This window comes from Pseudomonas sp. SDO5215_S409, assembly GCF_054071325.1.
This window is the reverse complement of sequence record NZ_JBSVWN010000038.1, coordinates 1-22,237: the sequence shown is the minus strand read 5'-3', so window position 1 is coordinate 22,237 and position 22,237 is coordinate 1. Positions and strand designations below refer to the sequence as shown.

At 62.5% G+C, this 22,237-nt stretch carries 25 protein-coding genes; 14 read left to right on the top strand and 11 right to left on the bottom strand.

Annotation, left to right across the window (positions count from 1 at the left end; genetic code table 11):
* Window positions 1-147: 147 nt before the first annotated feature.
* A complete protein-coding gene (locus ACW9H9_RS19005; protein WP_457344738.1) occupies window positions 148-1,602 on the top strand; it encodes a TrkH family potassium uptake protein in 1,455 nt (484 codons plus the stop codon).
* On the opposite strand, the gene ACW9H9_RS19000 is transcribed toward ACW9H9_RS19005, so the two are convergent.
* Window positions 1,559-2,620, bottom strand: coding sequence for an AraC family transcriptional regulator (locus tag ACW9H9_RS19000; protein ID WP_457344739.1), 1,062 nt, complete (start codon window positions 2,618-2,620; stop codon window positions 1,559-1,561). The genes ACW9H9_RS19005 and ACW9H9_RS19000 overlap by 44 nt on opposite strands.
* Before the next feature lie 173 nt (window positions 2,621-2,793).
* Between ACW9H9_RS19000 and ACW9H9_RS18995 the strand changes: the two genes are divergently transcribed.
* Entirely contained in the window at window positions 2,794-3,105 is a 312-nt protein-coding gene (locus ACW9H9_RS18995; protein WP_457344740.1) for an Mpo1-like protein, read from the top strand.
* A gap of 50 nt (window positions 3,106-3,155) precedes the next feature.
* On the opposite strand, the gene ACW9H9_RS18990 is transcribed toward ACW9H9_RS18995, so the two are convergent.
* Window positions 3,156-4,427, bottom strand: a complete 1,272-nt coding sequence (locus ACW9H9_RS18990; RefSeq protein ID WP_457344762.1) for an MFS transporter — start codon at window positions 4,425-4,427, stop codon at window positions 3,156-3,158.
* A 371-nt stretch (window positions 4,428-4,798) separates the two neighbouring features.
* Here ACW9H9_RS18990 and ACW9H9_RS18985 point away from each other — a divergent pair, with 371 nt between their 5' ends.
* The 3 genes from ACW9H9_RS18985 (at window position 4,799) to ACW9H9_RS18975 (ending at window position 6,511) form a co-directional block, all read left to right on the top strand.
* A complete protein-coding gene (locus tag ACW9H9_RS18985; protein WP_457344741.1) occupies window positions 4,799-4,927 on the top strand; it encodes a hypothetical protein in 129 nt (42 codons plus the stop codon).
* A 75-nt stretch (window positions 4,928-5,002) separates the two neighbouring features.
* A complete protein-coding gene (locus ACW9H9_RS18980; RefSeq protein WP_457344742.1) occupies window positions 5,003-5,176 on the top strand; it encodes a hypothetical protein in 174 nt (57 codons plus the stop codon).
* Window positions 5,177-5,311: 135 nt separating this feature from the next.
* The gene (locus ACW9H9_RS18975) at window positions 5,312-6,511 is read left to right on the top strand and encodes an MFS transporter (protein ID WP_457344743.1); all 1,200 of its coding nucleotides are present in this window, start codon (window positions 5,312-5,314) and stop codon (window positions 6,509-6,511) included.
* Here the strand turns inward: ACW9H9_RS18975 and arfB are convergent.
* Both arfB and ACW9H9_RS18965 read right to left on the bottom strand, forming a co-directional pair.
* Complete coding sequence (arfB, locus tag ACW9H9_RS18970) at window positions 6,508-6,921, bottom strand: alternative ribosome rescue aminoacyl-tRNA hydrolase ArfB (protein ID WP_457344744.1); 414 nt, start codon at window positions 6,919-6,921, stop codon at window positions 6,508-6,510. The two genes, ACW9H9_RS18975 and arfB, sit on opposite strands and share 4 nt — an antisense overlap.
* A 100-nt stretch (window positions 6,922-7,021) precedes the next feature.
* The gene (locus ACW9H9_RS18965) at window positions 7,022-8,443 is read right to left on the bottom strand and encodes an amino acid permease (RefSeq protein ID WP_457344745.1); all 1,422 of its coding nucleotides are present in this window, start codon (window positions 8,441-8,443) and stop codon (window positions 7,022-7,024) included.
* Between the two features lie 666 nt (window positions 8,444-9,109).
* On the opposite strand from ACW9H9_RS18965, the gene ACW9H9_RS18960 reads away from it, so the two are divergent.
* Together ACW9H9_RS18960 and ACW9H9_RS18955 are read left to right on the top strand one after the other, a co-directional pair.
* A complete protein-coding gene (locus ACW9H9_RS18960; protein ID WP_457344746.1) occupies window positions 9,110-9,247 on the top strand; it encodes a hypothetical protein in 138 nt (45 codons plus the stop codon).
* 73 nt (window positions 9,248-9,320) lie between these two features.
* Window positions 9,321-10,283, top strand: coding sequence for a leucyl aminopeptidase (locus tag ACW9H9_RS18955; RefSeq protein WP_457344747.1), 963 nt, complete (start codon window positions 9,321-9,323; stop codon window positions 10,281-10,283).
* A 75-nt stretch (window positions 10,284-10,358) separates the two neighbouring features.
* Here ACW9H9_RS18955 and rluB read toward each other — a convergent pair whose 3' ends face one another.
* From rluB to ACW9H9_RS18925, 6 genes are all read right to left on the bottom strand, one after another.
* Entirely contained in the window at window positions 10,359-11,552 is a 1,194-nt protein-coding gene (rluB, locus tag ACW9H9_RS18950) for a 23S rRNA pseudouridine(2605) synthase RluB (RefSeq protein WP_457344748.1), read from the bottom strand.
* A gap of 119 nt (window positions 11,553-11,671) precedes the next feature.
* On the bottom strand, window positions 11,672-11,863 hold the full coding sequence (locus tag ACW9H9_RS18945) for a DUF1289 domain-containing protein (protein WP_457344749.1): 192 nt from the start codon (window positions 11,861-11,863) through the stop codon (window positions 11,672-11,674).
* 5 nt (window positions 11,864-11,868) lie between these two features.
* Window positions 11,869-12,807: an SMC-Scp complex subunit ScpB gene (scpB, locus tag ACW9H9_RS18940; protein ID WP_457344750.1), complete on the bottom strand. Its 939-nt coding sequence runs from the start codon at window positions 12,805-12,807 to the stop codon at window positions 11,869-11,871.
* A gap of 12 nt (window positions 12,808-12,819) precedes the next feature.
* On the bottom strand, window positions 12,820-13,518 hold the full coding sequence (locus tag ACW9H9_RS18935) for a segregation and condensation protein A (protein WP_457344763.1): 699 nt from the start codon (window positions 13,516-13,518) through the stop codon (window positions 12,820-12,822).
* 120 nt (window positions 13,519-13,638) lie between these two features.
* Window positions 13,639-14,268, bottom strand: a complete 630-nt coding sequence (locus ACW9H9_RS18930) for an L-threonylcarbamoyladenylate synthase (protein WP_457344751.1) — start codon at window positions 14,266-14,268, stop codon at window positions 13,639-13,641.
* 13 nt (window positions 14,269-14,281) lie between these two features.
* Window positions 14,282-15,145 carry a PHP domain-containing protein gene (locus tag ACW9H9_RS18925; protein WP_457344752.1) on the bottom strand — a complete coding sequence of 288 codons (864 nt, stop codon included), beginning with the start codon at window positions 15,143-15,145 and terminating at the stop codon, window positions 14,282-14,284.
* Between the two features lie 87 nt (window positions 15,146-15,232).
* Here ACW9H9_RS18925 and ACW9H9_RS18920 point away from each other — a divergent pair, with 87 nt between their 5' ends.
* From ACW9H9_RS18920 to ACW9H9_RS18890, 7 genes are all read left to right on the top strand, one after another.
* Window positions 15,233-15,829 (top strand): septation protein A, encoded by a 597-nt coding sequence (locus ACW9H9_RS18920; RefSeq protein WP_457344753.1) that lies wholly within the window; start codon window positions 15,233-15,235, stop codon window positions 15,827-15,829.
* A gap of 1 nt (window position 15,830) precedes the next feature.
* Entirely contained in the window at window positions 15,831-16,130 is a 300-nt protein-coding gene (locus ACW9H9_RS18915) for a YciI family protein (RefSeq protein WP_457344754.1), read from the top strand.
* Window positions 16,131-16,236: 106 nt separating this feature from the next.
* Window positions 16,237-16,644, top strand: coding sequence for a translation initiation factor 2 (locus ACW9H9_RS18910; protein WP_457344755.1), 408 nt, complete (start codon window positions 16,237-16,239; stop codon window positions 16,642-16,644).
* Window positions 16,645-16,651: 7 nt separating this feature from the next.
* Window positions 16,652-17,329 (top strand): response regulator transcription factor, encoded by a 678-nt coding sequence (locus ACW9H9_RS18905; protein ID WP_457344756.1) that lies wholly within the window; start codon window positions 16,652-16,654, stop codon window positions 17,327-17,329.
* 117 nt (window positions 17,330-17,446) lie between these two features.
* Window positions 17,447-17,914: a Spy/CpxP family protein refolding chaperone gene (locus ACW9H9_RS18900; protein ID WP_457344757.1), complete on the top strand. Its 468-nt coding sequence runs from the start codon at window positions 17,447-17,449 to the stop codon at window positions 17,912-17,914.
* A 67-nt stretch (window positions 17,915-17,981) separates the two neighbouring features.
* Entirely contained in the window at window positions 17,982-19,325 is a 1,344-nt protein-coding gene (locus ACW9H9_RS18895) for a sensor histidine kinase (RefSeq protein WP_457344758.1), read from the top strand.
* A gap of 55 nt (window positions 19,326-19,380) precedes the next feature.
* Entirely contained in the window at window positions 19,381-20,730 is a 1,350-nt protein-coding gene (locus ACW9H9_RS18890) for a CoA transferase (protein WP_457344759.1), read from the top strand.
* 3 nt (window positions 20,731-20,733) lie between these two features.
* On the opposite strand, the gene arcD is transcribed toward ACW9H9_RS18890, so the two are convergent.
* Complete coding sequence (gene arcD, locus ACW9H9_RS18885; RefSeq protein ID WP_457344760.1) at window positions 20,734-22,161, bottom strand: arginine-ornithine antiporter; 1,428 nt, start codon at window positions 22,159-22,161, stop codon at window positions 20,734-20,736.
* Between the last annotated feature and the right edge of the window lie 76 nt (window positions 22,162-22,237).

Below are 22,237 nucleotides of genomic sequence, written 5' to 3'. Positions count from 1 at the left end.
ACCGCCCTGAAAAAGGCGACCTGAACAGGTCGCCTTTTTTGTGCCTGCCGCACACAGGCCGGCCTTGCCTGCCCCGAAGCGCGCCCGTTTACTTGCCCTGCACCGCAGGTAGAATGGCGACTTTCTCCTGTCACCCGAGCGGACCTCATGGCGTTGCCGACCTTACGGATAATCGGTTTTATTATCGGCATCTTCCTGATCACCCTGGCCATTGCCATGGTCATTCCCATGGCCACCCTGGTGATCTTCGAGCGCACCAGCGACCTGCCGTCGTTCTTGTGGGCCAGCATGATCACCTTTCTCGCGGGCCTGGCACTGGTCATCCCCGGTCGGCCGGAGCACGTGCACTTGCGTCCGCGCGACATGTACCTGCTCACCGTCTCCAGCTGGCTGGTGGTGTGCATTTTTGCCGCGCTGCCGTTCCTGCTCACCCAGCACATCAGTTACACCGACTCTTTTTTTGAAAGCATGTCCGGCATCACCGCCACCGGCTCCACCGTACTCAGCGGCCTGGACAGCATGTCGCCGGGCATTTTGATGTGGCGCTCGCTGCTGCACTGGCTGGGCGGCATCGGTTTTATCGGCATGGCGGTGGCGATCCTGCCGCTGCTGCGCATCGGCGGCATGCGCCTGTTCCAGACCGAATCGTCGGACCGCTCCGAAAAGGTCATGCCGCGCTCGCACATGGTGGCCCGGTTGATCGTGGCGACGTATGTCGGCATCACCATCGTGGGCAGCCTGGCGTTCTGGTGGGCGGGCATGGGCCTGTTCGATGCGATCAACCATGCGATGTCGGCGATTTCCACCGGCGGGTTTTCCACCTCCGACGAATCCCTGGCGCACTGGAAACAACCCGCCGTGCATTGGGTGGCCGTGGGGGTGATGATCCTCGGCAGCCTGCCGTTCACCCTGTACGTGGCCACGTTGCGCGGCAACCGCCGGGCACTGCTCAAAGACCAGCAAGTGCAAGGCCTGCTCGGGCTGTTGCTGGTGACGTGGCTGGTGCTCGGCACGTGGTACTGGTGGACGACCAACCTGCCCTGGCTGGACGCGCTGCGCCATGTGGCAGTGAACGTCACATCCGTGGTGACCACCACCGGCTTTGCGCTGGGGGACTACAGCATCTGGGGCACGTTTTCGCTGATGCTGTTTTTCTACCTGGGCTTTGTCGGCGGCTGCTCGGGCTCCACGGCGGGCGGGATCAAGATTTTCCGCTTCCAGGTCGCCTACATCTTGCTCAAGGCCAACCTGAATCAGCTGATCCACCCACGCGCCGTGATCAAGCAGAAGTACAACGGGCACCGGCTGGACGAAGAAATCGTCCGCTCGATCCTGACGTTCTCGTTTTTCTTCGCCATCACCATCTGCGCCATCGCCCTGGCCCTTTCATTGCTGGGCCTGGACTGGATGACCGCACTGACCGGCGCGGCCAGCACCGTGTCCGGCGTCGGCCCGGGCCTGGGCGAAACCATCGGCCCGGCTGGTAACTTCGCCAGCCTGCCGGACGCGGCCAAGTGGATCTTGTCGTTCGGTATGTTGCTGGGCCGCCTGGAGATCATCACGGTGTTTGTGCTGTGCATTCCGGCGTTTTGGCGTCACTGACGGCGCTTGGCACACCGTGCAGGCGCACCCGGTACTCGCCGGGGGTGGCATCGAACCAGCGGCGGAAGGCGCGAAAGAAATTGCTCGGGTCGGCAAACCCCAGCAGGTAGGCGATTTCCAGCAGGGTCATGGCCGGTTGCGCCAGGTATTGCTCGGCCAGTTCGCGGCGGGTGTCGTCCAGCAACGTCTGAAAACTGGTGCCCTCCTCCTGCAAGCGGCGCTGCAAAGTGCGCTGGGACAAGTGCAGCGTCTGCGCCACCACCTCGCGCTTGGGCTCCCCCTGGGGCAATAACCGGCACAACACCTGGCGGGCCTTGTGCGTCACGCGGCTTTCGGAAAACCGCGCCAGGTATTCCCCGGCAAACCGGTCGTGCAGCAGCGCCATCGCTTCATTGGCCGTGGGCAGCGGCGCTTCCATGTCGGCGCGCTCGAAGATCAGGGCGTGATAAGGCGCGTTGAACACCAGCGGCGCATGGAAGGCTTGTTTGTAGGGGGCAAGGTCGGCAGGCTGATCGCCTTCCACCAGCACCTTGCGCGGCTGCAGCGTGCGCCCCGTGAGCCAGCCGCACAACGCCAGCGCGCAGGCCAGCGAGGCCTCGGCACTCTGCCGGGTGGGGGGCAGGTGGTCGCCGTGAACCGTCAGAATCAGCGCATAACCTTCGGGTAAAAGCTCAAAGCTCAAGTCGGCGCTTTCGGCAATGATGCGTTGATAACGCACCAACCGATGAAAACCTTCAGCCAGGGTGTTGCTCGACATCAAGGCATAACCGGCCACATGAAACGACGCCGGGCGCGCCACCTTGCCCATGTTCAAGCCGATGGCCGGGTTGCCCGACAACTCCACCGCCCGCTGCCAGAGCCGGGTCATGGAGTCTTGGGGAAAACGTGCATCCGGGTCATCCAGCGCGGCGTAGTCCAGCCCCAGCTGCTTGAACAGCGCCCGGCAATCCAGGCCGTCCATCTCCAGCGCCTTGACTATGCCCATCGCCCAGCTTGCAGAAGTTGTTCGTTCGCTCATGGCGTTTTCTTGACACGTATGCTTGAAAAAGCGGGCTCAAACAACCGCCGGGAACCCGAAGGATACTAAAGTGGCATCTATTGTCACTGGCTGTTACTACTGATGACTCTAGACTCAAATACGCTGCCCGCCGAATATCGGCTGGCATCACACCAACCAGAGGGTCGTCCGCCGTGGCAAACGCAAGACATTTCAGCAGCTTCGCCGAGTTCTACCCGTACTACCTGAGCGAACACGGCAACAGCACGTGCCGCCGCCTGCACTTTATCGGCACCAGCCTTGTGATCTTCATTCTGGCGTTTGCGGTCGGCAAAGGGGCGTGGTGGTTGCTGCTGGCCTTGCCGGTGGCGGGCTACAGCTTTGCCTGGATCGGCCATTTCTTCTTTGAGAAGAATCGTCCGGCTACTTTTCAGCACCCGTTCTACAGCCTGTTGGGGGATTTTGTGATGTACCGCGACATGATTGTGGGCAAAGTGCCGTTCTAGGCCCTGCCCGGGCGCTGCCGAGAAATCGGCAGGCCCGTTGCATTCAATAACTACACCGGCAGCAGGCGCTCATGCCCCGCTTGCGCAACAGGTTCCGGCTCGCTGGGTATCGGGCGGGCCAGGGTCAGGATCACAATCGCGGCGAGGATATCGAGAATCGCCAGCACCACAAACAGCGGGCTGTAGCCGACCTTGGTCACCAGCACACCAAACACTGCGGTGAACGCCGCCGCCCCGATGAACCCGCACATTTGCCCGCCGCCCGTGGCAGTGGCCACGTCGTTTTTGCCAAACGAGTCCGAGGCGATCGAGAACAGCGCGCCCGACAAGGTCTGGTGAGCGAAACCGCCGACGCACAGCAACGCGATCGCGGTGTACGGGCTGCCCGCCAGGCCGATGCAGCCCGGGCCGATCATGCACAGGCAACCCAGCAACATCACCAGCTTACGGGACGTGAACAGCGACACCTTGAAATAACGGTGGAACAACGGGCTGAGGTAGCCGCCCAGTACACAGCCGATGTCGGCAGCGAGGAATGGCAGCCAGGCGAACAACGCCATTTCCTTGATGTTGAGGTGACGCTCGGTCATCAGGTACAGCGGGATCCAGGCGTTGAAGGTCTGCCAGGCCGGCTCCGAAAGCATGCGCGCCGAAGCGATGGCAAAAAAGTTGCGGCTCTTGAGGATGCGCTTCCAGCTGGCCTTGCTTGTTCCGCCATCCTTCAGATGGGTTTCCTGGCCTGCGGCGATGTAATCACGCTCGGCGTCAGCCAGCAGGCGTTGGTCGCGTGGGTGTTTGTACAGCAGCAGCCACAGGCCGCTCCACACCAGGCCAATACCGCCCACGATCAAGAATGCCAGCTGCCAGCCGCTGTGCAGGATCGCCCACACCACCAGCGGCGGGGCCAGCAAGGCGCCAAACGAGGAACCGAAGTTGAACCAGCCAATGGCCACGGAACGTTCCTTGGCCGGAAACCATTCGGTGATCGCCTTGACGCCGCCGGGAAAGCCCGCCGACTCGGTAATGCCCAGCGCGCCCCGGGCCACTGCCAGGCTCTGCCAGCCGGTGGCGAACGCCGCCAGCGCGCACACCACCGACCAGGAAATGGCAAAGATCGCAAAGCCCATCTTGGTGCCGATGGCATCGATCACATACCCGGCGATCGGCTGCATCAAGGCGTAGCACACCTGCCAGGCCACCACGATGTGCGAATACTGTTCGGTTGAAATATTCAAGTCGGTCATCAGCGTGGGGGCTGCGACCGACAGGGTGTTGCGCGCCAGGTAGTTAACAATCAAGCCGACAGTCATCAGGCCGACCATCCACCAACGGATGCCTTTGATTTTCATCGTTTCACCTTAATTATTTTTAGATTTGAGGCGTAGGTTCTGCGACCGGCAGCATCCGTATTACGGGCGCGATAAAAATGTAACGTCATATGTCGTCATACAACTATGAGCGTTATATTCACTCACGGGGGCGAAGTCAATCCGTAAAAAGGCAATCACGCAAAAGTTGTACGATGACTTCGGATCCACTGTGGCCTTGAGCCACGTATTCCACCCGAGATGAAGCCTTGTTCACCCGGGCAGATAAAATCTTTTTGTCATTTACAGTGCGGTATCCTCCCCAGGCTTTTTGAATGCGCGCAATCACCTGCGATGACAAACAGACCTTGCGAGGAGCGACGACGATGCACGAAATTCCCAATCTCCCCTTCCCAAGCCTGCACCCCGCCGAGCAGCCAAGCCCGCAACAGGCCGGCAATGAAAAACCGGAACCGCAAGACGCCAAGCCGGTCGACGGCGAAAGCCAGGACTGAACGCTGTACCCAGACCGTGTGGAAAGCGTGACAATGTGCGCTTTCCACACCGCCTGAACACACGAGACACCCGCCATGACCCCTACCCCTGCGGACAACGCCGTCCTCGACACCGCCCTCAAGATGATCGATGTGTGGAACCGCCTCAGCCCGGAAAAACAGGCGCTGCTGCTCAAACGCTTTGGCACCCAGGAAAACGCCCTGGCCGCGCTGGTGACCACCCAGTTGCTCAACCCCGCCGAACACTGATCCCCCAGGTGTGGCGCAGCGGCGGCCATTGCTGACCGTTCGCCCAGACTTTTTTGTTTTGCCGCCCCGCACCGGCCAAAGCATCGGTATCATTAGCAGCCTATCTTTCCCCCCGCGACAGTGGACGTTTCCAACATGCCAGATACCCAGCGACCCATGGCGGTCACGCTGCAAGTCGTTTCCATCGTTCTGTTCACATTTATCGGTTACCTGAATATCGGCATTCCCCTGGCTGTGTTGCCGGGTTACGTGCACACCGACCTGGGGTTTGGTGCCGTCATCGCAGGCCTGGTGATCAGCGTGCAATACCTGGCCACCCTGCTGAGCCGGCCCTACGCCGGGCGCATCATCGACAACCAGGGCTGCAAACGCGCGGTGCTGTACGGCCTGGTTGGCTGCGGGCTGAGCGGCGTGTTCATGCTGCTGGCCGCCGCGCTCACGCACCTGCCGGCCTGGAGCCTGGCCAGCCTGTTTATCGGTCGCCTGGTGCTGGGCAGCGCAGAAAGCCTGGTGGGCTCGGGCGCCATTGGCTGGGGCATCGGCCGCGTGGGGGCGGCCAATACGGCCAAGGTCATCTCCTGGAACGGCATCGCCAGCTACGGCGCACTGGCCATCGGCGCACCGCTGGGGGTGATGCTGGTCAGCCGCCTGGGGCTGTGGAGCATGGGCGTGAGCATCATCCTTTTGGCGGTGCTGGGCCTGGTGCTGGCCTGGCGCAAAGGCGCGGTGCCGATTGTGGCCGGTGAGCGCCTGCCGTTCATGCATGTGCTGGGGCGCGTGTTCCCCCACGGCTGCGGGCTGGCGCTGGGGTCCATCGGGTTTGGCACCATCGCCACGTTCATCACCCTGTATTACGCCACGCAACACTGGGAAAACGCCGTGCTGGCCCTGAGCCTGTTCGGTGCCAGTTTTATCGGTGCGCGGCTGTTGTTCGGCAACTTGATCAACCGCATTGGCGGCTTTCGTGTGGCCATCGCCTGCCTGTCGGTGGAAACCCTGGGCCTGCTGTTGTTATGGCTCGCGCCCAATGCTCAGTTGGCGTTGGCCGGGGCGGCGTTGAGCGGGTTCGGGTTTTCGCTGGTGTTTCCGGCGCTGGGGGTCGAGGCGGTCAACCTGGTGCCCGCTTCCAGCCGGGGCGCGGCGGTGGGGGCTTATTCCCTGTTCATCGACTTGTCGCTGGGCGTCACCGGGCCGCTGGCCGGGGCGGTGGCGGCCGGGTTCGGGTTTGCCTCGGTGTTTTTGTGCGCCGCCGTCGCGGCCCTGGTTGGGCTGCTGTTGAGCCTGTACCTGTACCGCCAGGCGCCGAAGTACCGTGAAGAACGGGCCGCGCGCTAGAAATCGACCTTGCCGCGCCCGGCCTTGATGTTGCCGCGCTTGCTCTTGGACTCCAGCCGTCGGGTTTTGGAACCCAGGGTGGGTTTGGTCGGGCGGCGTTTCTTTTCGACCTTGGTGGCGCTGAGGATCAACGCCACCAACCGCTCCAGCGCATCAGCGCGATTCTGTTCCTGGGTCCGGTATTGCTGGGCCTTGATCACCAACACCCCGTCACTGGTGATGCGGCTGTCGAGCAGGGCCAGCAGGCGCTCCTTGTAGAACGGCGGCAGGGACGAGGCCGGGATGTCGAAACGCAAGTGCACCGCGCTGGACACCTTGTTGACGTTCTGGCCACCGGCGCCCTGTGCGCGAATGGCCGTCAGTTCGACCTCGGCATCAGGCAAATGAACATTGTTGGAGATCACCAGCATCTGGGTAGAGCGCCTCTGGGTGGGGATGGGGAGAGGATACACGCCCCCCACAATAAACAAACCCGGCACCAGGGCCGGGTTTGCGCGGTGTTGCCATCGCTTATCTGGCCACCGACGCCTCGGCGCCCGGCACCGCTTGGGTCGCGCGGCGGGTCTTGAGCCAGTAGCAGATCGCCATGAACCCCAGCCATACCGGCATCGCAAACACCGAGTTGCGAATGCCCGGGGTCAACAACATGATCACCAGGATAAACACCACGAATGCCAGGCAAATGAGGTTGCCGTAGGGATACCACAGCGCCTTGAACAGCGGCGCCTGCCCGGTGCGCATCATGTGCTGGCGGAACTTGACGTGCGAAAAGCTGATCATCGCCCAGTTGATCACCAACGTGGCCACCACCAAGGACATCAGCAACTCCAGCGCATGCTGCGGCATCAGGTAGTTCATCAGCACCGCCACCAGCGTGATGGCCGCCGAGGCGAGAATGGAGCGCACCGGCACGCCGCGCTTGTCGATCTTCGCCAACGCCTTTGGCGCATCCCCCTGCTCAGCCATGCCCAGCAGCATGCGGCTGTTGCAGTAAGTGCCGCTGTTGTAGACCGACAAGGCCGCCGTCAGGACCACAAAGTTAAGGATATGCGCCGCCGTGTTGCTGCCCAGCATCGAGAACACCTGCACAAACGGGCTGCCGCTGTAGGCATCGCCGGACGCATTCAAGGTGGTCAGCAAGCCGTCCCATGGGGTCAGCGACAGCAGCACCACCAACGCACCGATGTAGAAAATCAGGATGCGGTAGATCACCTGGTTGATCGCTTTGGGGATCACCGTGCGTGGCTTGTCCGCTTCGGCCGCCGTGAAACCGAGCATTTCCAGGCCGCCAAACGAGAACATGATAATGGCCATGGCCATCACCAACCCGCCCACGCCCTGCGGGAAAAACCCACCGTGCTCCCACAGGTTGCTCACCGACGCCTGTGGCCCGCCGCTGCCGCTCACCAGCAGATAACTGCCCAGGCCGATCATGCCAATGATCGCCGCCACCTTGATGATGGCAAACCAGAATTCGGCCTCACCGAAGACTTTGACGTTGGCCAGGTTGATCGCGTTGATCAGCAGGAAAAACGCGGCCGCCGACACCCAGGTCGGGATCTCGGGCCACCAGTAATGCACGTACTTGCCGACTGCGGTCAGCTCCGACATGCCCACCAGGATGTACAGGATCCAGCAGTTCCAGCCCGACAGGAAGCCGGCGAAACCGCCCCAATACTTGTGGGCAAAATGGCTGAAAGAGCCAGCGACCGGCTCCTCGACGATCATTTCGCCCAGCTGGCGCATGATCATGAAGGCAATGAAGCCACAAATGGCGTAGCCGAGGATCATCGACGGCCCGGCAGACTTCAGCACCCCGGCCGAGCCCAGGAACAGGCCGGTGCCGATCGCGCCACCGAGGGCAATCAATTGAATATGGCGATTTTTTAGGCCGCGCTTCAGTTCACCTGAAGACGAGTTGGGTCCACTCATGAAAAATCTCACGCAAGGGTTTGATGATGGGCATTGGGTTGCTGCTTCGGTCCGCTCAAGCAGCGCCGATCAAACCCCAGCGCAGGTACCGGGTTTTCAGCGTCTTTGTAAGGGTCATGCGTCACCTATTTGTTTTTATCTGTGACGAAATCGAACCCGACTGGTTTGTGGCCAGGCGGAGTGAACAAGGCGGATAGCCCTGCGGGGTTGGCCTTTTGCGTCGATGCGCAACAGGGGGTCACAGTAAAACGCGTCGCATTGTACACGGCGTCACTGCGTCAGGCCGCCTAACGGAAAAATTCCTGACCAAACGGAAGGAATTCTTTACATAAAAGATGGCCAGGCGCCATCCCTTTAAACGCGCGCAGGCTTCGTCAATTTATCGTTACGGTACGGTGGAAAACCATGACAAAAGAGCAGGCCGGCGGCTTAACCAATAAATTGACAGCCCGTTGCCACCTTCCAAAAAGTTGCTGTAGGCCGCTGTTTTTTCGACTTAAACCCGAGCGCAAAAATAAATCGAATAAAAAATTCAAAGCCCGGGGCGTCAAAATATTTTTTGCATTTTGAAACACTCTCTCATAGGTTCGTTTCGACTTGTTCAGCGAAGCCCGTTGGCAAGTTTCATCTCAAACGACTCAAACAACGTCCTCTAGGAGATTCACCATGCAAGCACTGCAAAATGACCTGGAAACCGAACTGCAACTCGACGATTGGTTTGAAGCGCCGACCCACGAGGCCGCCGTTGAAATGATGCAAAACGATGCCGTAGTGCCCTTTGGCACCGCGATGTGGCCTTTCTAAATCCAGGCAGGCATCCGGGCAGGTGCGGTTCGCTGCACCTGCCTTTTCCGGAGACTTGAAAGGGAGGGACGTCATGGACAAGGCCCGCGCAGTTGAACACTTCCTGTACTACCTGGCACACCACCCGGCCCTGACCGGGCTGCACCGACCCACGGTGCTGATCGGCCACACCGATCGCTACGACGCCATCGCCCAGGCGATCACCGAGGCCAGCACGGCCCGCTTTGACATCCAGCTGCAACGCCTGGATCTGGCCCCCACCGACACCCTCGCCCAGGCCATCGAAGCCTGCGACCTGTACATGTTTCTCTACGACTCCTCCACCCTGCCCAACCCTCGCGCCGAAGGCCCGGACTTCATCCGCGCCCTGCAAGGCATCATGGCCGAGCACTGGAAAAAATCCCTGCTGCTCAAGGATTACGGCGACTACTTCTACGACACCTTCAGCGTCGCGCCACAGCGCATCGCCGACCTCAACGCCACCCTGATCCGGCGCATGTCCGAGGCCACGGTGCTGAGCTTCACCGATGAACACGGCTCGCGCCTGGAAGCGCCGCTGAGCAGCATCAAAAAATGGACGAATATCAACGGCGTCGGCAACCACGACCTGGCGCCCGGCGAGATCGCCACCCACAGCGAAGCCATCAATGGCCAGGTGCGCTTTGTCGGCACGTTTCTGAGCACCATTCCCTTTGCCCGCAAATACGGGGTGCTGCAATCGCCGCTGGAGCTGTGGATCGAAAACTCGACCATCTGCTCGGTGGCAAGCGAGGTGCCCGGCCTGGCGGATGACTTCAACAAGTACCTGAACGCCAACCCGTCCAACCGCCGGGTGGAAGAGTTGGGCATCGGCACCAACGAAGGGGTCAAGGGTTTGTATGCGCGCAACGCAGGCTTTGAGGAGCGCCACTGCGGCCTGCACCTGGGCTTGGGCGGCGGGCAAAAAGGCAGCCACCACCTGGACCTGATCTTTGCCAGCGGCGTGTTGGCGCTGGACGACAAACCAGTGTTCTCAGGCGGCAGCTACGCGTTCTAGGCCACCGCTGCGGGTATTTCCCAGGCCAAAAAAAACGCCAACTTCAACGTTGGCGTTTTTTATTGAGCGTTTACATCACTGCGGCTTCTTGCGACCAAACCCCGGGCGCTGGCCCGAACCGGCCGGGCCGCCACGGCGCTTGCCCGAAGGCGCGTCGTCTACCAGGCCAACGCTTGGGCGTTTTTTCGGCGCAGGCTTGGCCGGGCGCTTGGCGCCTTCTACCGGGCGGTCCACTGCCGGTGCTTCGCCACGGGCTGCCGGACGAGGGGCACGGGGTGCACGCTCGCCATCACGGGCCGGCGCTGCCGGGCGGCGCTCACCTTCAATGTGCGGCACGCGGGAAATACGACCGCCGGTGGCCGGTGCATCCAGCGCCGGGCGCAAGGTGCGCGCAACCCGCTCGGTACGTGCCAGTGGGCGCGACGACTTGCGCTGCAGGCGCTCCATCTTGTCCTTGGACTTGGCGTTCAGTTGCGGCATTGTCACCGGCGTCAGGCCGACTTCGGCGCTGAGCACGTCGACTTCGTACTGGCTCATTTCGCGCCAGCGGCCCATCGGCAAGTCGGAATTGAGGAACACCGGGCCAAAGCGCACGCGCTTCAGGCGGCTGACCACCAGGCCCTGGGATTCCCACAAACGACGCACTTCACGGTTACGGCCTTCCATCACCACGCAGTGATACCAGTGGTTGAAGCCTTCGCCGCCCGGTGCCTGCTGAATGTCGGTGAAACGCGCAGGGCCGTCTTCCAGCACCACGCCCGCCTTGAGGCGCTCGATCATTTCGTCGTCGACTTCACCGCGTACCCGCACGGCGTACTCGCGGTCCATCTCGTAAGAGGGGTGCATCAGGCGGTTGGCCAGCTCACCGTCGGTGGTGAACATCAGCAAACCGGTGGTGTTGATGTCCAGGCGCCCGATGTTGATCCAGCGGCCTTCTTTAGGGCGCGGCAACTTGTCGAACACGGTCGGACGGCCTTCCGGGTCGTCACGGGTGCAGATCTCGCCATCGGGCTTGTTGTACATGATGACGCGGCGCACCGATTCGGCGGCCTCTTCACGCTTGATGACTTTGCCGTCGATGGTGATGGCATCGTGCAGGTCGACGCGCTGGCCAAGGGTGGCTTCAACGCCATTGACCTTGATGCGCTTCTGGGTGATCCAGGCTTCCACGTCACGGCGCGAACCCACGCCGATACGGGCGAGGACTTTCTGCAGTTTTTCGCCTGCTGGGCCAATGGCTGGGCTGTCGTTCTGGTCTTGGTCGTTCATCTTAAGCACCTCCCGGTGTGTCGATAGAAGAGAAAAAACGGTTTTTTGGCAGATTGATCGCCAAAGGGTCGCGAATCATACGCTCATGGCGCACCGGAGACTAGCGCATAAGTGGCCGTTCATTTGCCTTTGCGCCGACCGGTAGCCTGCAAGGTCAGCAGGCGCAGCTGGGCCTGGGCCAGCACGGCGCGCTTGTCGGCCTTGTCGAGTTTCTTCCAGGCACGGATCTCACGCTTGCTGCGCCCACAGCCGATGCAGATGTCATCGTTGAATTTGCACACGCTGATGCAGGGGTCTTTGGTCGAACTCATACCGGCTAGTCTTCGTACTCGCGGCGTTCGTTTTCGATGGCTTCGGCCAGCGCACGGGCTTCGGCCTCTTCGTCACTCAGGGCCGGTTGTTCCAGCGCAGCCACAGCGGCCAGCAGTTGTTCCCGGGCCTGGGCCACACCGAGGATGTCTTCTTCGGGCTCAGGTTCGGGCTCAGGTTCAGGCGTAGGGTCCGCCTCGGCATTCAACAGCGGCTCGGGCGTGATGGCGTCGTCACGCAACAGGTCGTCGAAGTCAGTCTTGATCCCCTGCTCCATGTCATCGAGTTCCAGCAACAGCGTATGAAAGCTGGTTTCTTCCTTGGGTTCTTCCGGCTCGGCGCTGGCGTCAGCCAGTTCCTGCAAGCCTGCGGGCACAGGTGCGTCATCAAAGTCCAGCACCGGCTCGGGCTCGATCTCGCGCAGTTCGGCCAGCGGCGGCAGGTCGTCGAGGTTTTTCAGGTTGAAGTGATCGAGAAACGCCTTGGTGGTGGCGAACATGGCGGGTTTCCCCGGCACATCGCGATAGCCAACGATGCGGATCCATTCACGCTCCAGCAACGTCTTGACGATGTGGCTGTTCACCGCGACCCCGCGCACGTCTTCGATCTCGCCCCGGGTGATGGGCTGGCGATAGGCGATCAACGCCATGGTTTCCAGCATCGCCCGCGAATAACGCTGCGGGCGTTCTTCCCACAGGCGGCCGACCCATGGGGAAAACTTTTCGCGGATTTGCAGGCGATAACCCGACGCCACTTCCTTGAGCTCAAACGCACGGCCATCGCAAGACTTGCGCAGGATGTCCAGCGCCTTCTTGAACACCGGCGGCTCCGGGCGCTCGGCTTCTTCAAACAGCTCGAACAGGCGCTCCAGGGACTGCGGCTTGCCCGAGGCCAACAGGAAGGCTTCCAGCAAGGGGGCCAGTTCGCGGGGTTCAGTCAAATTCATCGATTCAGCTCGTTATTCGGCTCGCGCCCGCACGTGGATGGCCCCGAAGGGCTCGTTCTGCACCAGTTCGATCAAGGACTCCTTGACCAGTTCGAGGATCGCCATAAAGGTCACCACCACCCCCAGTTTGCCCTCCTCGGCCGTGAACAGCGCCACAAACGGCACAAACCCACCGCCCTTCAACCGCTCCAACACATCACTCATGCGCTCACGGGTGGACAAGGCTTCGCGGCTGACCTGGTGGCTTTCGAACATATCGCCCCGGCGCAGTACCTCGGCCATGGACATCAGCAATTCTTCCAGGCTCACATCCGGCAACAGCTTGCGCGCCCGCGCCTCCGGGGCATCGAGCTTGGGCACCAGCACATCACGGCCCACGCGGCTCAAGCCGTCGATGCCTTCGGCGGCGGCCTTGAAGCGTTCGTACTCCTGCAAGCGTCGGATCAGTTCCGCGCGCGGGTCATCTTCTTCCGCTTCGATGGTTTCCGAACGCGGCAGCAGCATGCGCGACTTGATCTCCGCCAGCATGGCCGCCATCACCAGGTATTCGGCGGCCAGTTCCAGGCGCACCGACTGCATCAGCTCGACGTACCCCATGTACTGGCGGGTGATTTCGGCCACGGGGATGTCGAGGATGTCGATGTTCTGCTTGCGGATCAGGTACAGCAGCAAGTCCAGCGGGCCTTCAAAGGCTTCCAGGAACACTTCCAGCGCGTCGGGCGGGATGTACAGGTCCACCGGCATTTCGGTCACGGCCTGGCCATACACCAAGGCAAACGGCAGTTCCTGCTGGGCGCCCGCCTGGCTGTCGACGGTTTCTACGGCCGACATTCAGGCCTCGACCATGAACGGTTCAGGGTCGCCACAGCCCACGCGCACCACTTCGGGCTGGCCGTCGGCCAGGTTGATCACGGTGGACGCCTTGTTGCCGCCGTAACCGCCGTCGATGATCAGGTCGACGTGTTTTTCCAGCAGGCGCCGCATTTCATAGGGGTCGTAGAGCGGCTCGTCTTCACCCGGCAAGATCAGCGACACACTCATCAGCGGCTCGCCCAGCTCGGCCAGCAGCGCCAGGGCGATGGGATGCTCGGGCACGCGCAGGCCGATGGTGCGTTTCTTGGGGTGCAGCAAGAGGCGCGGCACTTCGCGGGTGGCATTGAGAATAAAGGTGTAGGGCCCCGGGGTGTGGGCCTTGAGCAGCCGGAAGGTGCCGGTGTCGACCTTGGCGAACAGGCCCAGCTGGGACAGGTCGCTGCAGATCAGCGCAAAGTTGTGGTTCTTGTCCAGGTTACGCAGGCGTCTTACGCGCTCGACCGCATTCTTGTCGCCGATCTGGCAACCGATGGCGTAGGACGAATCGGTCGGGTAGATCACCACGCCACCGGCGCGGATGATCTCCACAGCCTGTTTAATCAGGCGCGCCTGGGGATTTTCCGGATGAATCTGGAAGAATTGACTCACGTGTTCTACCTGTTCAGACGGTGCCAATAGTGGGGTCATAGCTGAAACGACGCCAAAGGGGCGGCAAATCTTCCGGGACTGCACGGTACTCGCCAATCTCGGACCAGCCGCCAGGGCCATGAAAATCACTGCCGGCGCTGACCAGCAGACCAAATTCGCGGGCCAGGATCGACAGGCTGCCCACCTGCTCGGCGGGTTGGTAACCGTTGACCACCTCAAGCGCCTGACCGCCCGCTTGAATATAGTCGGCAATCAGCTTGCGGCGCTTGCTGCGGGTGAAATCGTAGTGCCAAGGGTGCGCCAGGCTGACCCACGCCCCCGCCGCGCGCAACGTGCCCACGGTGTCCTCAAGGGAAGGCCAGTGCTGCTTGACGTCTCCCAATTTGCCCGCCCCCAGCCATTTGCGAAACGCTTCGGCGCGGTCCTTAACAAAACCTTCATGCACCATCCAGTCGGCAAAATGCGGACGGGCCGGGGCGTTGCCACTGTCGCCCAACGCCTGCTGAATGGCCCGTGCGCCCTCGAGCGCGTTGGGCATCCCCTTGAGCGCAAGCTTGCGGCTTATCTCTTCGGACCGCAGCCAGCGGCCATCGTGCAATTGGGCGATGGCGGCCACCAACGGCGGGGCGTCCACCTCAAAACCGTAGCCCAGCACATGAATGGTGGCGCCGCCCCAGGTGCAGGACAGCTCGACACCGTTGACCAACTGCATGCCCAGCGCATGCGCCGTTTCGCGGGCTTCGGCCAGGCCTTCGACGGTGTCGTGGTCGGTCAACGCGAGGATTCGCACGCCGTGTTCAAACGCACGCGCAACCAGTGCCGAGGGCGCAAGTGCGCCGTCGGAGGCGGTGCTGTGGCAGTGCAAATCGACATTCACGGGCGTGTGTAACCTCAAGTCAGCTGGCGCTTTCGCAACCAAGGATGTTTGTTATTATGCCGCCACATCCAGCTTCTGGCTCTTACTGTGAAACAATTCATCGACTTCATCCCGCTGTTGCTGTTTTTCATCGTCTACAAACTCGACCCTCGCACCCTCGACCTGGCGGGCCATGAACTGACCGTTGGCGGCATCTACAGCGCCACTGCGGTGCTGATCATCAGTTCGATCGTGGTCTACGGCGCCATCTTCATCTCCCAGCGCAAACTGGAAAAAAGCCAATGGCTGACCCTGGTCGCCTGCCTCGTGTTCGGCAGCCTGACCCTGGCCTTTCACAGCGAAACCTTCCTTAAATGGAAAGCCCCAGTAGTCAACTGGCTGTTCGCCCTGGCGTTCATCGGTAGCCACTTCGTCGGCGACCGCCTGCTGATCAAACGCATCATGGGCCACGCGCTGACCCTGCCGGAGCCGGTCTGGCACCGCCTGAACATCGCCTGGATCGTATTTTTCGTGTTCTGCGGCGCCGCCAACCTGTTCGTGGCCTTTACCTTCCAGAACTACTGGGTGGACTTCAAGGTGTTCGGCAGCCTGGGCATGACCGTGCTGTTTTTGGTCGGCCAAGGCGTCTACCTGTCGCGCCACCTGCATGACACCGATCCGACCACGCCCAAAACCGAGGACTGACATGCTCTACGCCATCATCGCCACCGACGTCGCCCACTCGCTGGAAAAACGCCTGGCTGCCCGCCCTGCCCACCTCGATCGCCTGAAACAGCTGCACGCCGAGGGCCGTGTGGTCCTGGCCGGCCCTCACCCGGCCACTGACAGCAACGACCCGGGCAGCGCCGGTTTCACCGGCAGCCTGATCGTCGCCGAGTTCGCCTCCCTCGCAGACGCCCAGGCCTGGGCCGCCGCCGACCCGTACGTGGAAGCCGGTGTCTACGAAAACGTGGTGATCAAACCGTTCAAGCAAGTCCTGCCTTGATCCAGGCAGCGCCGGGCCAGTGAGGCTCGGCGCACGGCTAAACCCTCATTATTCCCGGTCACCTGCCGACAACGTTCTGAATATTCGTGTGGAATCAGGAGTTGCGATGCGCTTACGTCCGTGGTGTCTGATGGCAGTGTTAACGATCGGGGCCCTGGCCCACGCAGAAGAAACCCCGCACAGCGCCGGTGCCGCGCCCCCGTCCTTGAGTGCCGACGGCCAGATCGCCGACCTGCAGCAACGCCTCAAAGACAGCGAACGCCAGCGCGAAGCGCTGGGCAAGCAACTGCAAAACGCCGATGCCGCCCGGGAAAGCGCACAACTCAATCGCTTGCGCCAGGAGAACCAACGCCTGGTCCAGCAACTCAAAGAGGCACAGGGCGTGACCTTGACCCGCTGGCTGACCGAACAACAGCAATGGTTCGTCACCGGAGGCGCTGTTGCACTGATCGCCCTGCTGTGCGGTATCTTCGCCAGTGGCGGGCACCGCCGTCGTCGACAATGGCTAAATTGAGTAAGTCATGAGCGAGCTGTTACTGATAGATGATGACCAGGAGCTCTGTGAGCTGCTGACCAGTTGGCTGGCCCAGGAAGGCTTCCAGGTACGTGCCTGCCATGACGGCCTGAGCGCCCGCAAGGCCTTGGCCGAGGCGCCGCCGCAAGCGGTGGTGCTGGACGTGATGCTGCCCGACGGCAGTGGGCTGGAGTTGCTCAAGCAATTGCGCACCGACCACCCGGAACTGCCGGTGCTGATGCTCTCGGCCCGGGGCGAGCCGCTGGACCGCATCCTGGGCCTGGAACTGGGCGCCGACGATTACCTGGCCAAACCGTGCGACCCTCGCGAACTCACCGCCCGCTTGCGCGCGGTCTTGCGCCGCAGCCACCCGGCGGCAGCGCCTACGCAACTGGAGCTGGGCGACCTGTGCTTCAGCCCCGTACGCGGCGTGGTCAGCATCGACGAGCAGGAGTTTGCCCTGACCGTCTCCGAAAGCCGCCTGCTTGAAGCCCTGCTGCGCCAGCCAGGCGAACCGCTGGACAAACAGGAACTGGCGCAGATCGCCCTGGGCCGCAAACTGACCCTGTACGACCGCAGCCTGGACATGCACGTGAGCAACCTGCGCAAAAAAATCGGCCCCCACCCCGACGGCCGACCCCGCATCGTTGCACTGCGCAGTCGCGGCTACTATTACAGTTTGTAAGCTTGCCGCGCGTAGCGCCTCCTTACCAAACCTTTACCCTGCGCTGACCGCCGCTGACCTTGTTCTCCTTAATCTAGTCACATCCGGATTCGCCGGAATAGAGACAGGAGAATCACCATGCGCAAGACCCTTATTGCCCTGATGCTTGCAGCCGCCCTGCCCACCGTTGCCATGGCGGCAGCCCCGCAAGGGCCGGGCCCGGATGGCGGCCCTGAAGGCCACATGATGGGCGGCCCCGGCCATTGGGGTGAGCATGGCGGCATGCGCGGCAAAGGCGGGCCTTTCGGCCAGTTGGACCTGAGCCCCGAACAGCGCCAGCAGATCCACAAACTGATCGGCGGCCAACTGCGCGCCCGTCATGAACTGACCCGCAAATACCTGGACAAACTGCCCGCCGCCGACCAGAAGGCCATGCAGGACGAAATCGCCGCCGCCAAGCAGAAAACCCAGGCCGATATCCGCGCCGTACTCAAGCCCGAGCAGCAGAAAAAGTTCGACGAGTTGGCCAAAAAACGCGAAGAACGGCGCGCCGAGTGGAAGCAATTCCAAGCCTGGAAAGCCCAGCAGCCGCAAAAAGCGCAATAATGCGCCCAGCGTCACCTCCCAGCCCAGTGGCCCTTGCCGCTGGGCTTTTCCTGTTTGAGGGTTTCCTGTGCGTTCATTGTTCTGGCGCATCCTGGCCAGTTTCTGGCTGGCCATCGCCCTAGTTGCCGGGCTGTCGATACTGCTTGGGCACATGCTCAACCAGGACGCCTGGATTCTCAGCCGTCACCCCGGGCTCAACAACCTGGCGCAAGAGTGGACGCAACTCTACGAAGCCCAGGGCGAAGACGCCGCCCAAGACCTGCTGCAGCAGCGCAAACGCCAGTACCACATCGACGTGCAGGTGCTTAACGAAAGCGGCGAGCCGGTGGTGCGCGGCACGTTCCCGCGCCGCGCCGCCGCCTTTGAAGCCCGCCAGAACGACAGCCAGGACGGCCACCTGCCCTGGCGTCGGCTGACCGCCGAATACACCAGTGAAAAGACCGGCGACACTTACCTGCTGATCTACCGCATCCCCCACCCGGAACTCGACGCCTGGCACCGCAGCAGCCTGCTCTGGCCATTGAGCGCGCTGGCCATCGCCCTGGTGGTGCTGACCCTCTTCAGCCTGTTGGTGACCCTGTCCATCACCCGCCCGTTAAGCCGCCTGCGCGGCGCGGTGCATGACCTGGGCCAGACCACCTACCAGCAAAACAGCCTGGCACGCCTGGCCAACCGGCGCGATGAACTGGGCGTATTGGCCACTGACTTCAACCGCATGGGCGCGCGCCTGCAAAGCCTCATCGGCAGCCAGCGCCAGCTATTGCGGGATGTGTCCCACGAACTGCGCTCACCGCTGGCCCGCCTGCGCATCGCCCTGGCGCTGGCCGAACGCGCCAGCCCCGAAGACCGCGAACGGCTGTGGCCGCGCCTGACCCGCGAATGTGACCGCCTCGAAGCACTGATCAGCGAGATCCTGGTGCTGGCCCGAGTGGACGCCGATAACGCCAGCGCCGAAGACGTCGACCTCAACGCGCTGCTCAAGACCCTGCAAAAAGACGCCTTGCTCGGCGCCCCCGACCAGCCGGTGACACTCAACGCCCAGGACGGCCTGCAACTCAAGGGCTGGCCGACGATGATCGAGCGGGCGGTGGACAACCTGCTGCGCAACGCCCAGCGCTTCAACCCGCCGGGCATGCCGATCGAACTGCTCGCCGCGCGCCAGGGCGACCGCATCGTGGTCAGCGTGCGCGATCACGGCCCGGGGGTGGACGCCGAACACCTCGGCCAACTCGGCGAGCCGTTCTACCGCGCTCCGGGGCAGAGCGCCCAGGGCCACGGCCTGGGGCTGGCCATTGCGCGCCGCGCAGCAGAACGCCATGGCGGCAGCCTGACGCTGGCCAACCACTCCGAGGGCGGTTTTATCGCCAGCGTCGAGTTACCGTTGGAGCCCGGGGTGGCCGTGCAGCTTTAATGAAGGCCGCACCCGCAATCTTCTATGATGGCCTTTCTCATAAGGAGGGCCGTTGATGACTGATCTACTCACCCCCATCCAAACCGCACTGGGTTTACCCCGCCAGCCGCTGAGCTTTACCGAGGCTGGCGCCCTGCCCTCGGTCTTTGCCGTGACCGAACTGGCCAGCGCCAGCATCGCCGCCGCGGGCCAGGCCGTCGCGCAGTTAGTGCTGCAACAGACCGGGCGCTTGCCCAGTGTCAGCGTCGACCGGCGGTTGGCGTCGTTCTGGTTTTCTTCCTCGCTGCGCCCGCTCGGTTGGCAAGTGCCACCGTTGTGGGACCCGGTCGCGGGCGACTATGCCTGCGCCGACGGTTGGATCCGGCTGCACACCAACGCCCCCCACCACCGCGCTGCCGCCGAGCGCGTGCTGGGGCCGGTGGCCGACCGTGACGCGATGGCACGCAAGGTGGCCGCCTGGAACGCGGCCGAGCTGGAACAGGCGATTGTCGACGCCCATGGCTGCGCGGCGCAGATGCGTTCGTGGCAAGCGTGGCAGGTGCATCCTCAAGGCATGGCGGTCAATCAGGAACCGTTGATTCACCAGAACACCTTTGCCACCGCCTGTGAAAAACCCTGGCTGGGGACGGTGGCGCGCCCGCTGGCGGGCATCAAGGTACTGGACCTGACCCGCGTGCTGGCAGGCCCCACGGCCAGCCGTTTTCTCGCGGGCCTGGGCGCCGACGTACTGCGCATCGACTCCCCCGACTGGAACGAGCCAGGCGTGGTGCCGGAAATGACCCTGGGCAAACGCTGCGCCCGCCTCGACCTTAAAAACCCCGAAGACCGCAAACGCTTTGACCAACTGCTGCAACAGGCCGACATCCTCCTGCACGGCTACCGCGCCAACGCCCTGGAACACCTGGGCTACGGCGAAGCCGCGCTGCAAAGCCTTGCCCCGGGGCTGATCGACGTCGCTCTCAACGCGTACGGCTGGAGTGGCCCGTGGCGCAACCGCCGGGGGTTCGACAGCCTGGTGCAAATGAGCAGCGGTATCGCCCAGGCCGGTATGCAGCGCAACCACGCAGACAAACCGGTGCCGCTGCCGTTGCAGGCGCTGGACCACGCCACTGGCTACTTGATGGCCGCAGCGGCGATTCAGGCCCTGAGCCAACGACTGAAATCGGGATGCGGCGGCTCGGCGATGCTGTCACTGGCGCGCACCGCAAAATTGCTGGTGGACGCAGGCCAAGTCGCCGAACAGCCACCGCTTCGGGCAGAAGCACCGGCAGACCAGGGCCTGCTGGTGGAACAAACCTGTTGGGGCCCGGCACATCGCTTGCTCGCACCGCTGACGATCAGCGGCACGCCGTTGCAATGGCAGCTGCCAGCGGGCGAGTTGGGTTCACACCGGCCGCAGTGGTAAGGCTCACAACGTCAGCAGCCCGCTGTACAAGCCGTACGCCGCCAGCCCGGCGCCCGCGAGCACACCGGCAAAAATAGCTTTTTCGGCCGTGCGAAACAGCGGCCGGCCCTGCTCGCGCTTGGCCAGGGCAAACAGGATCACCCCGGGGGCGTACAGCAGCGCCGACAACAGCAAGTACTTCAAGCCCCCGGCGTAAAGCAGCCAGAACGCGTACACCAACGCCAGCAGCGCGGTCAGCAGGTCTTTGATCCGCTCACCACGCGCGCCCTCATAGGTTTCGCCGCGCCCGCTCAACAACAGCGCATAGGCGGCCGACCACAAATAGGGCACCAGAATCATCGACGACGCCAGGTAGATCAGGCTGGTGTAGGTGCTGGCAGAAAACAGCGTGATCACCAGAAACAGCTGGATCATCGTGTTGGTCAGCCACAGCGCATTGACCGGCACCCGGTTGGCGTTTTCCTGTTTCAAAAAGGCCGGCATGGTGTGGTCCAGGGCGGTGGCGTGGAGGATTTCCGCACAGAGCAATGCCCACGACAGCAACGCCCCCAGCAGCGAAACCGCCAGCCCAAGGCTGATCAGCACCGCGCCCCACGGGCCGACTATGTGCTGCAACACCCCCGCCAACGAGGGGTTTTGCAGGCCCGCCAGCGCTGGCTGGCTCATGATCCCCAGCGACAGCAGATTGACCAGCACCAGAAGCGCCAGCACCCCGACAAACCCGATCACCGTGGCCCGCCCCACATCCGCACGCTTCTCGGCCCGCGCCGAATACACACTGGCACCTTCGATACCGATAAACACAAACACCGTGACCAGCATCATGTGGCGCACCTGCTCCACCACCCCGCCCAACCCGGGGTTGCCCACGCCCCAGAGGTCCCGGGTAAAAATATCGGCCTTGAACGCCACCGCGCCAATCACGATAAATATCACCAGCGGCACGATCTTCGCCACGGTGGTGATCTGGTTGATGAACGCCGCCTCCTTGATGCCGCGCAACACCAGAAAATGCACCGCCCACAGCAGGAGCGACGCGCAGGCGATGGCCACCGGGGTGTTGCCCTGGCCAAACACCGGGAAAAAGTAGCCCAGGGTGCTGAACAGCAATACGAAGTAACCGACGTTGCCCATCCAGGCGCTGATCCAGTAGCCCCATGCGGACGAGAACCCCATGTAGTCACCAAACCCGGCCTTGGCGTAGGCGTAGACCCCCGAGTCCAGGCCGGGCTTGCGGTTGGCCAGGGTCTGGAACACAAACGCCAGCGCCAACATGCCCACGGCGGTGATGCCCCAGCCGATCAGGATGGCACCGACCTCGGCCCGTGCGGCGATGTTCTGTGGCAACGAAAAGATCCCGCCGCCGATCATCGAGCCCACCACCAGGGCAATCAAGGCATTGAGTCGAAGCTTCTGATCGGGCTGGGGCATTGACACTCCCTGACAAAAAACCCTAGGGATGGTCTGAAGTAGGCCACTATGTTTCGACAGCCGAGCCATAGACGCT

What these genes read in the sequence shown, in the direction of transcription:
- ACW9H9_RS19005 (WP_457344738.1), top strand. Translation starts at nt 148, where the DNA reads ATGGCGTTGCCGACCTTACGGATAATCGGTTTTATTATCGGCATCTTC.
- ACW9H9_RS19000 (WP_457344739.1), bottom strand. Translation starts at nt 2,620, where the DNA reads ATGAGCGAACGAACAACTTCTGCAAGCTGGGCGATGGGCATAGTCAAG.
- ACW9H9_RS18990 (WP_457344762.1), bottom strand. Translation starts at nt 4,427, where the DNA reads ATGGTCGGCCTGATGACTGTCGGCTTGATTGTTAACTACCTGGCGCGC.
- ACW9H9_RS18985 (WP_457344741.1), top strand. Translation starts at nt 4,799, where the DNA reads ATGCACGAAATTCCCAATCTCCCCTTCCCAAGCCTGCACCCCGCCGAG.
- ACW9H9_RS18980 (WP_457344742.1), top strand. Translation starts at nt 5,003, where the DNA reads ATGACCCCTACCCCTGCGGACAACGCCGTCCTCGACACCGCCCTCAAG.
- ACW9H9_RS18975 (WP_457344743.1), top strand. Translation starts at nt 5,312, where the DNA reads ATGCCAGATACCCAGCGACCCATGGCGGTCACGCTGCAAGTCGTTTCC.
- arfB (WP_457344744.1), bottom strand. Translation starts at nt 6,921, where the DNA reads ATGCTGGTGATCTCCAACAATGTTCATTTGCCTGATGCCGAGGTCGAA.
- ACW9H9_RS18965 (WP_457344745.1), bottom strand. Translation starts at nt 8,443, where the DNA reads ATGAGTGGACCCAACTCGTCTTCAGGTGAACTGAAGCGCGGCCTAAAA.
- ACW9H9_RS18960 (WP_457344746.1), top strand. Translation starts at nt 9,110, where the DNA reads ATGCAAGCACTGCAAAATGACCTGGAAACCGAACTGCAACTCGACGAT.
- ACW9H9_RS18955 (WP_457344747.1), top strand. Translation starts at nt 9,321, where the DNA reads ATGGACAAGGCCCGCGCAGTTGAACACTTCCTGTACTACCTGGCACAC.
- rluB (WP_457344748.1), bottom strand. Translation starts at nt 11,552, where the DNA reads ATGAACGACCAAGACCAGAACGACAGCCCAGCCATTGGCCCAGCAGGC.
- ACW9H9_RS18945 (WP_457344749.1), bottom strand. Translation starts at nt 11,863, where the DNA reads ATGAGTTCGACCAAAGACCCCTGCATCAGCGTGTGCAAATTCAACGAT.
- scpB (WP_457344750.1), bottom strand. Translation starts at nt 12,807, where the DNA reads ATGAATTTGACTGAACCCCGCGAACTGGCCCCCTTGCTGGAAGCCTTC.
- ACW9H9_RS18915 (WP_457344754.1), top strand. Translation starts at nt 15,831, where the DNA reads ATGCTCTACGCCATCATCGCCACCGACGTCGCCCACTCGCTGGAAAAA.
- ACW9H9_RS18910 (WP_457344755.1), top strand. Translation starts at nt 16,237, where the DNA reads ATGCGCTTACGTCCGTGGTGTCTGATGGCAGTGTTAACGATCGGGGCC.
- ACW9H9_RS18905 (WP_457344756.1), top strand. Translation starts at nt 16,652, where the DNA reads ATGAGCGAGCTGTTACTGATAGATGATGACCAGGAGCTCTGTGAGCTG.
- ACW9H9_RS18900 (WP_457344757.1), top strand. Translation starts at nt 17,447, where the DNA reads ATGCGCAAGACCCTTATTGCCCTGATGCTTGCAGCCGCCCTGCCCACC.
- ACW9H9_RS18890 (WP_457344759.1), top strand. Translation starts at nt 19,381, where the DNA reads ATGACTGATCTACTCACCCCCATCCAAACCGCACTGGGTTTACCCCGC.
- arcD (WP_457344760.1), bottom strand. Translation starts at nt 22,161, where the DNA reads ATGCCCCAGCCCGATCAGAAGCTTCGACTCAATGCCTTGATTGCCCTG.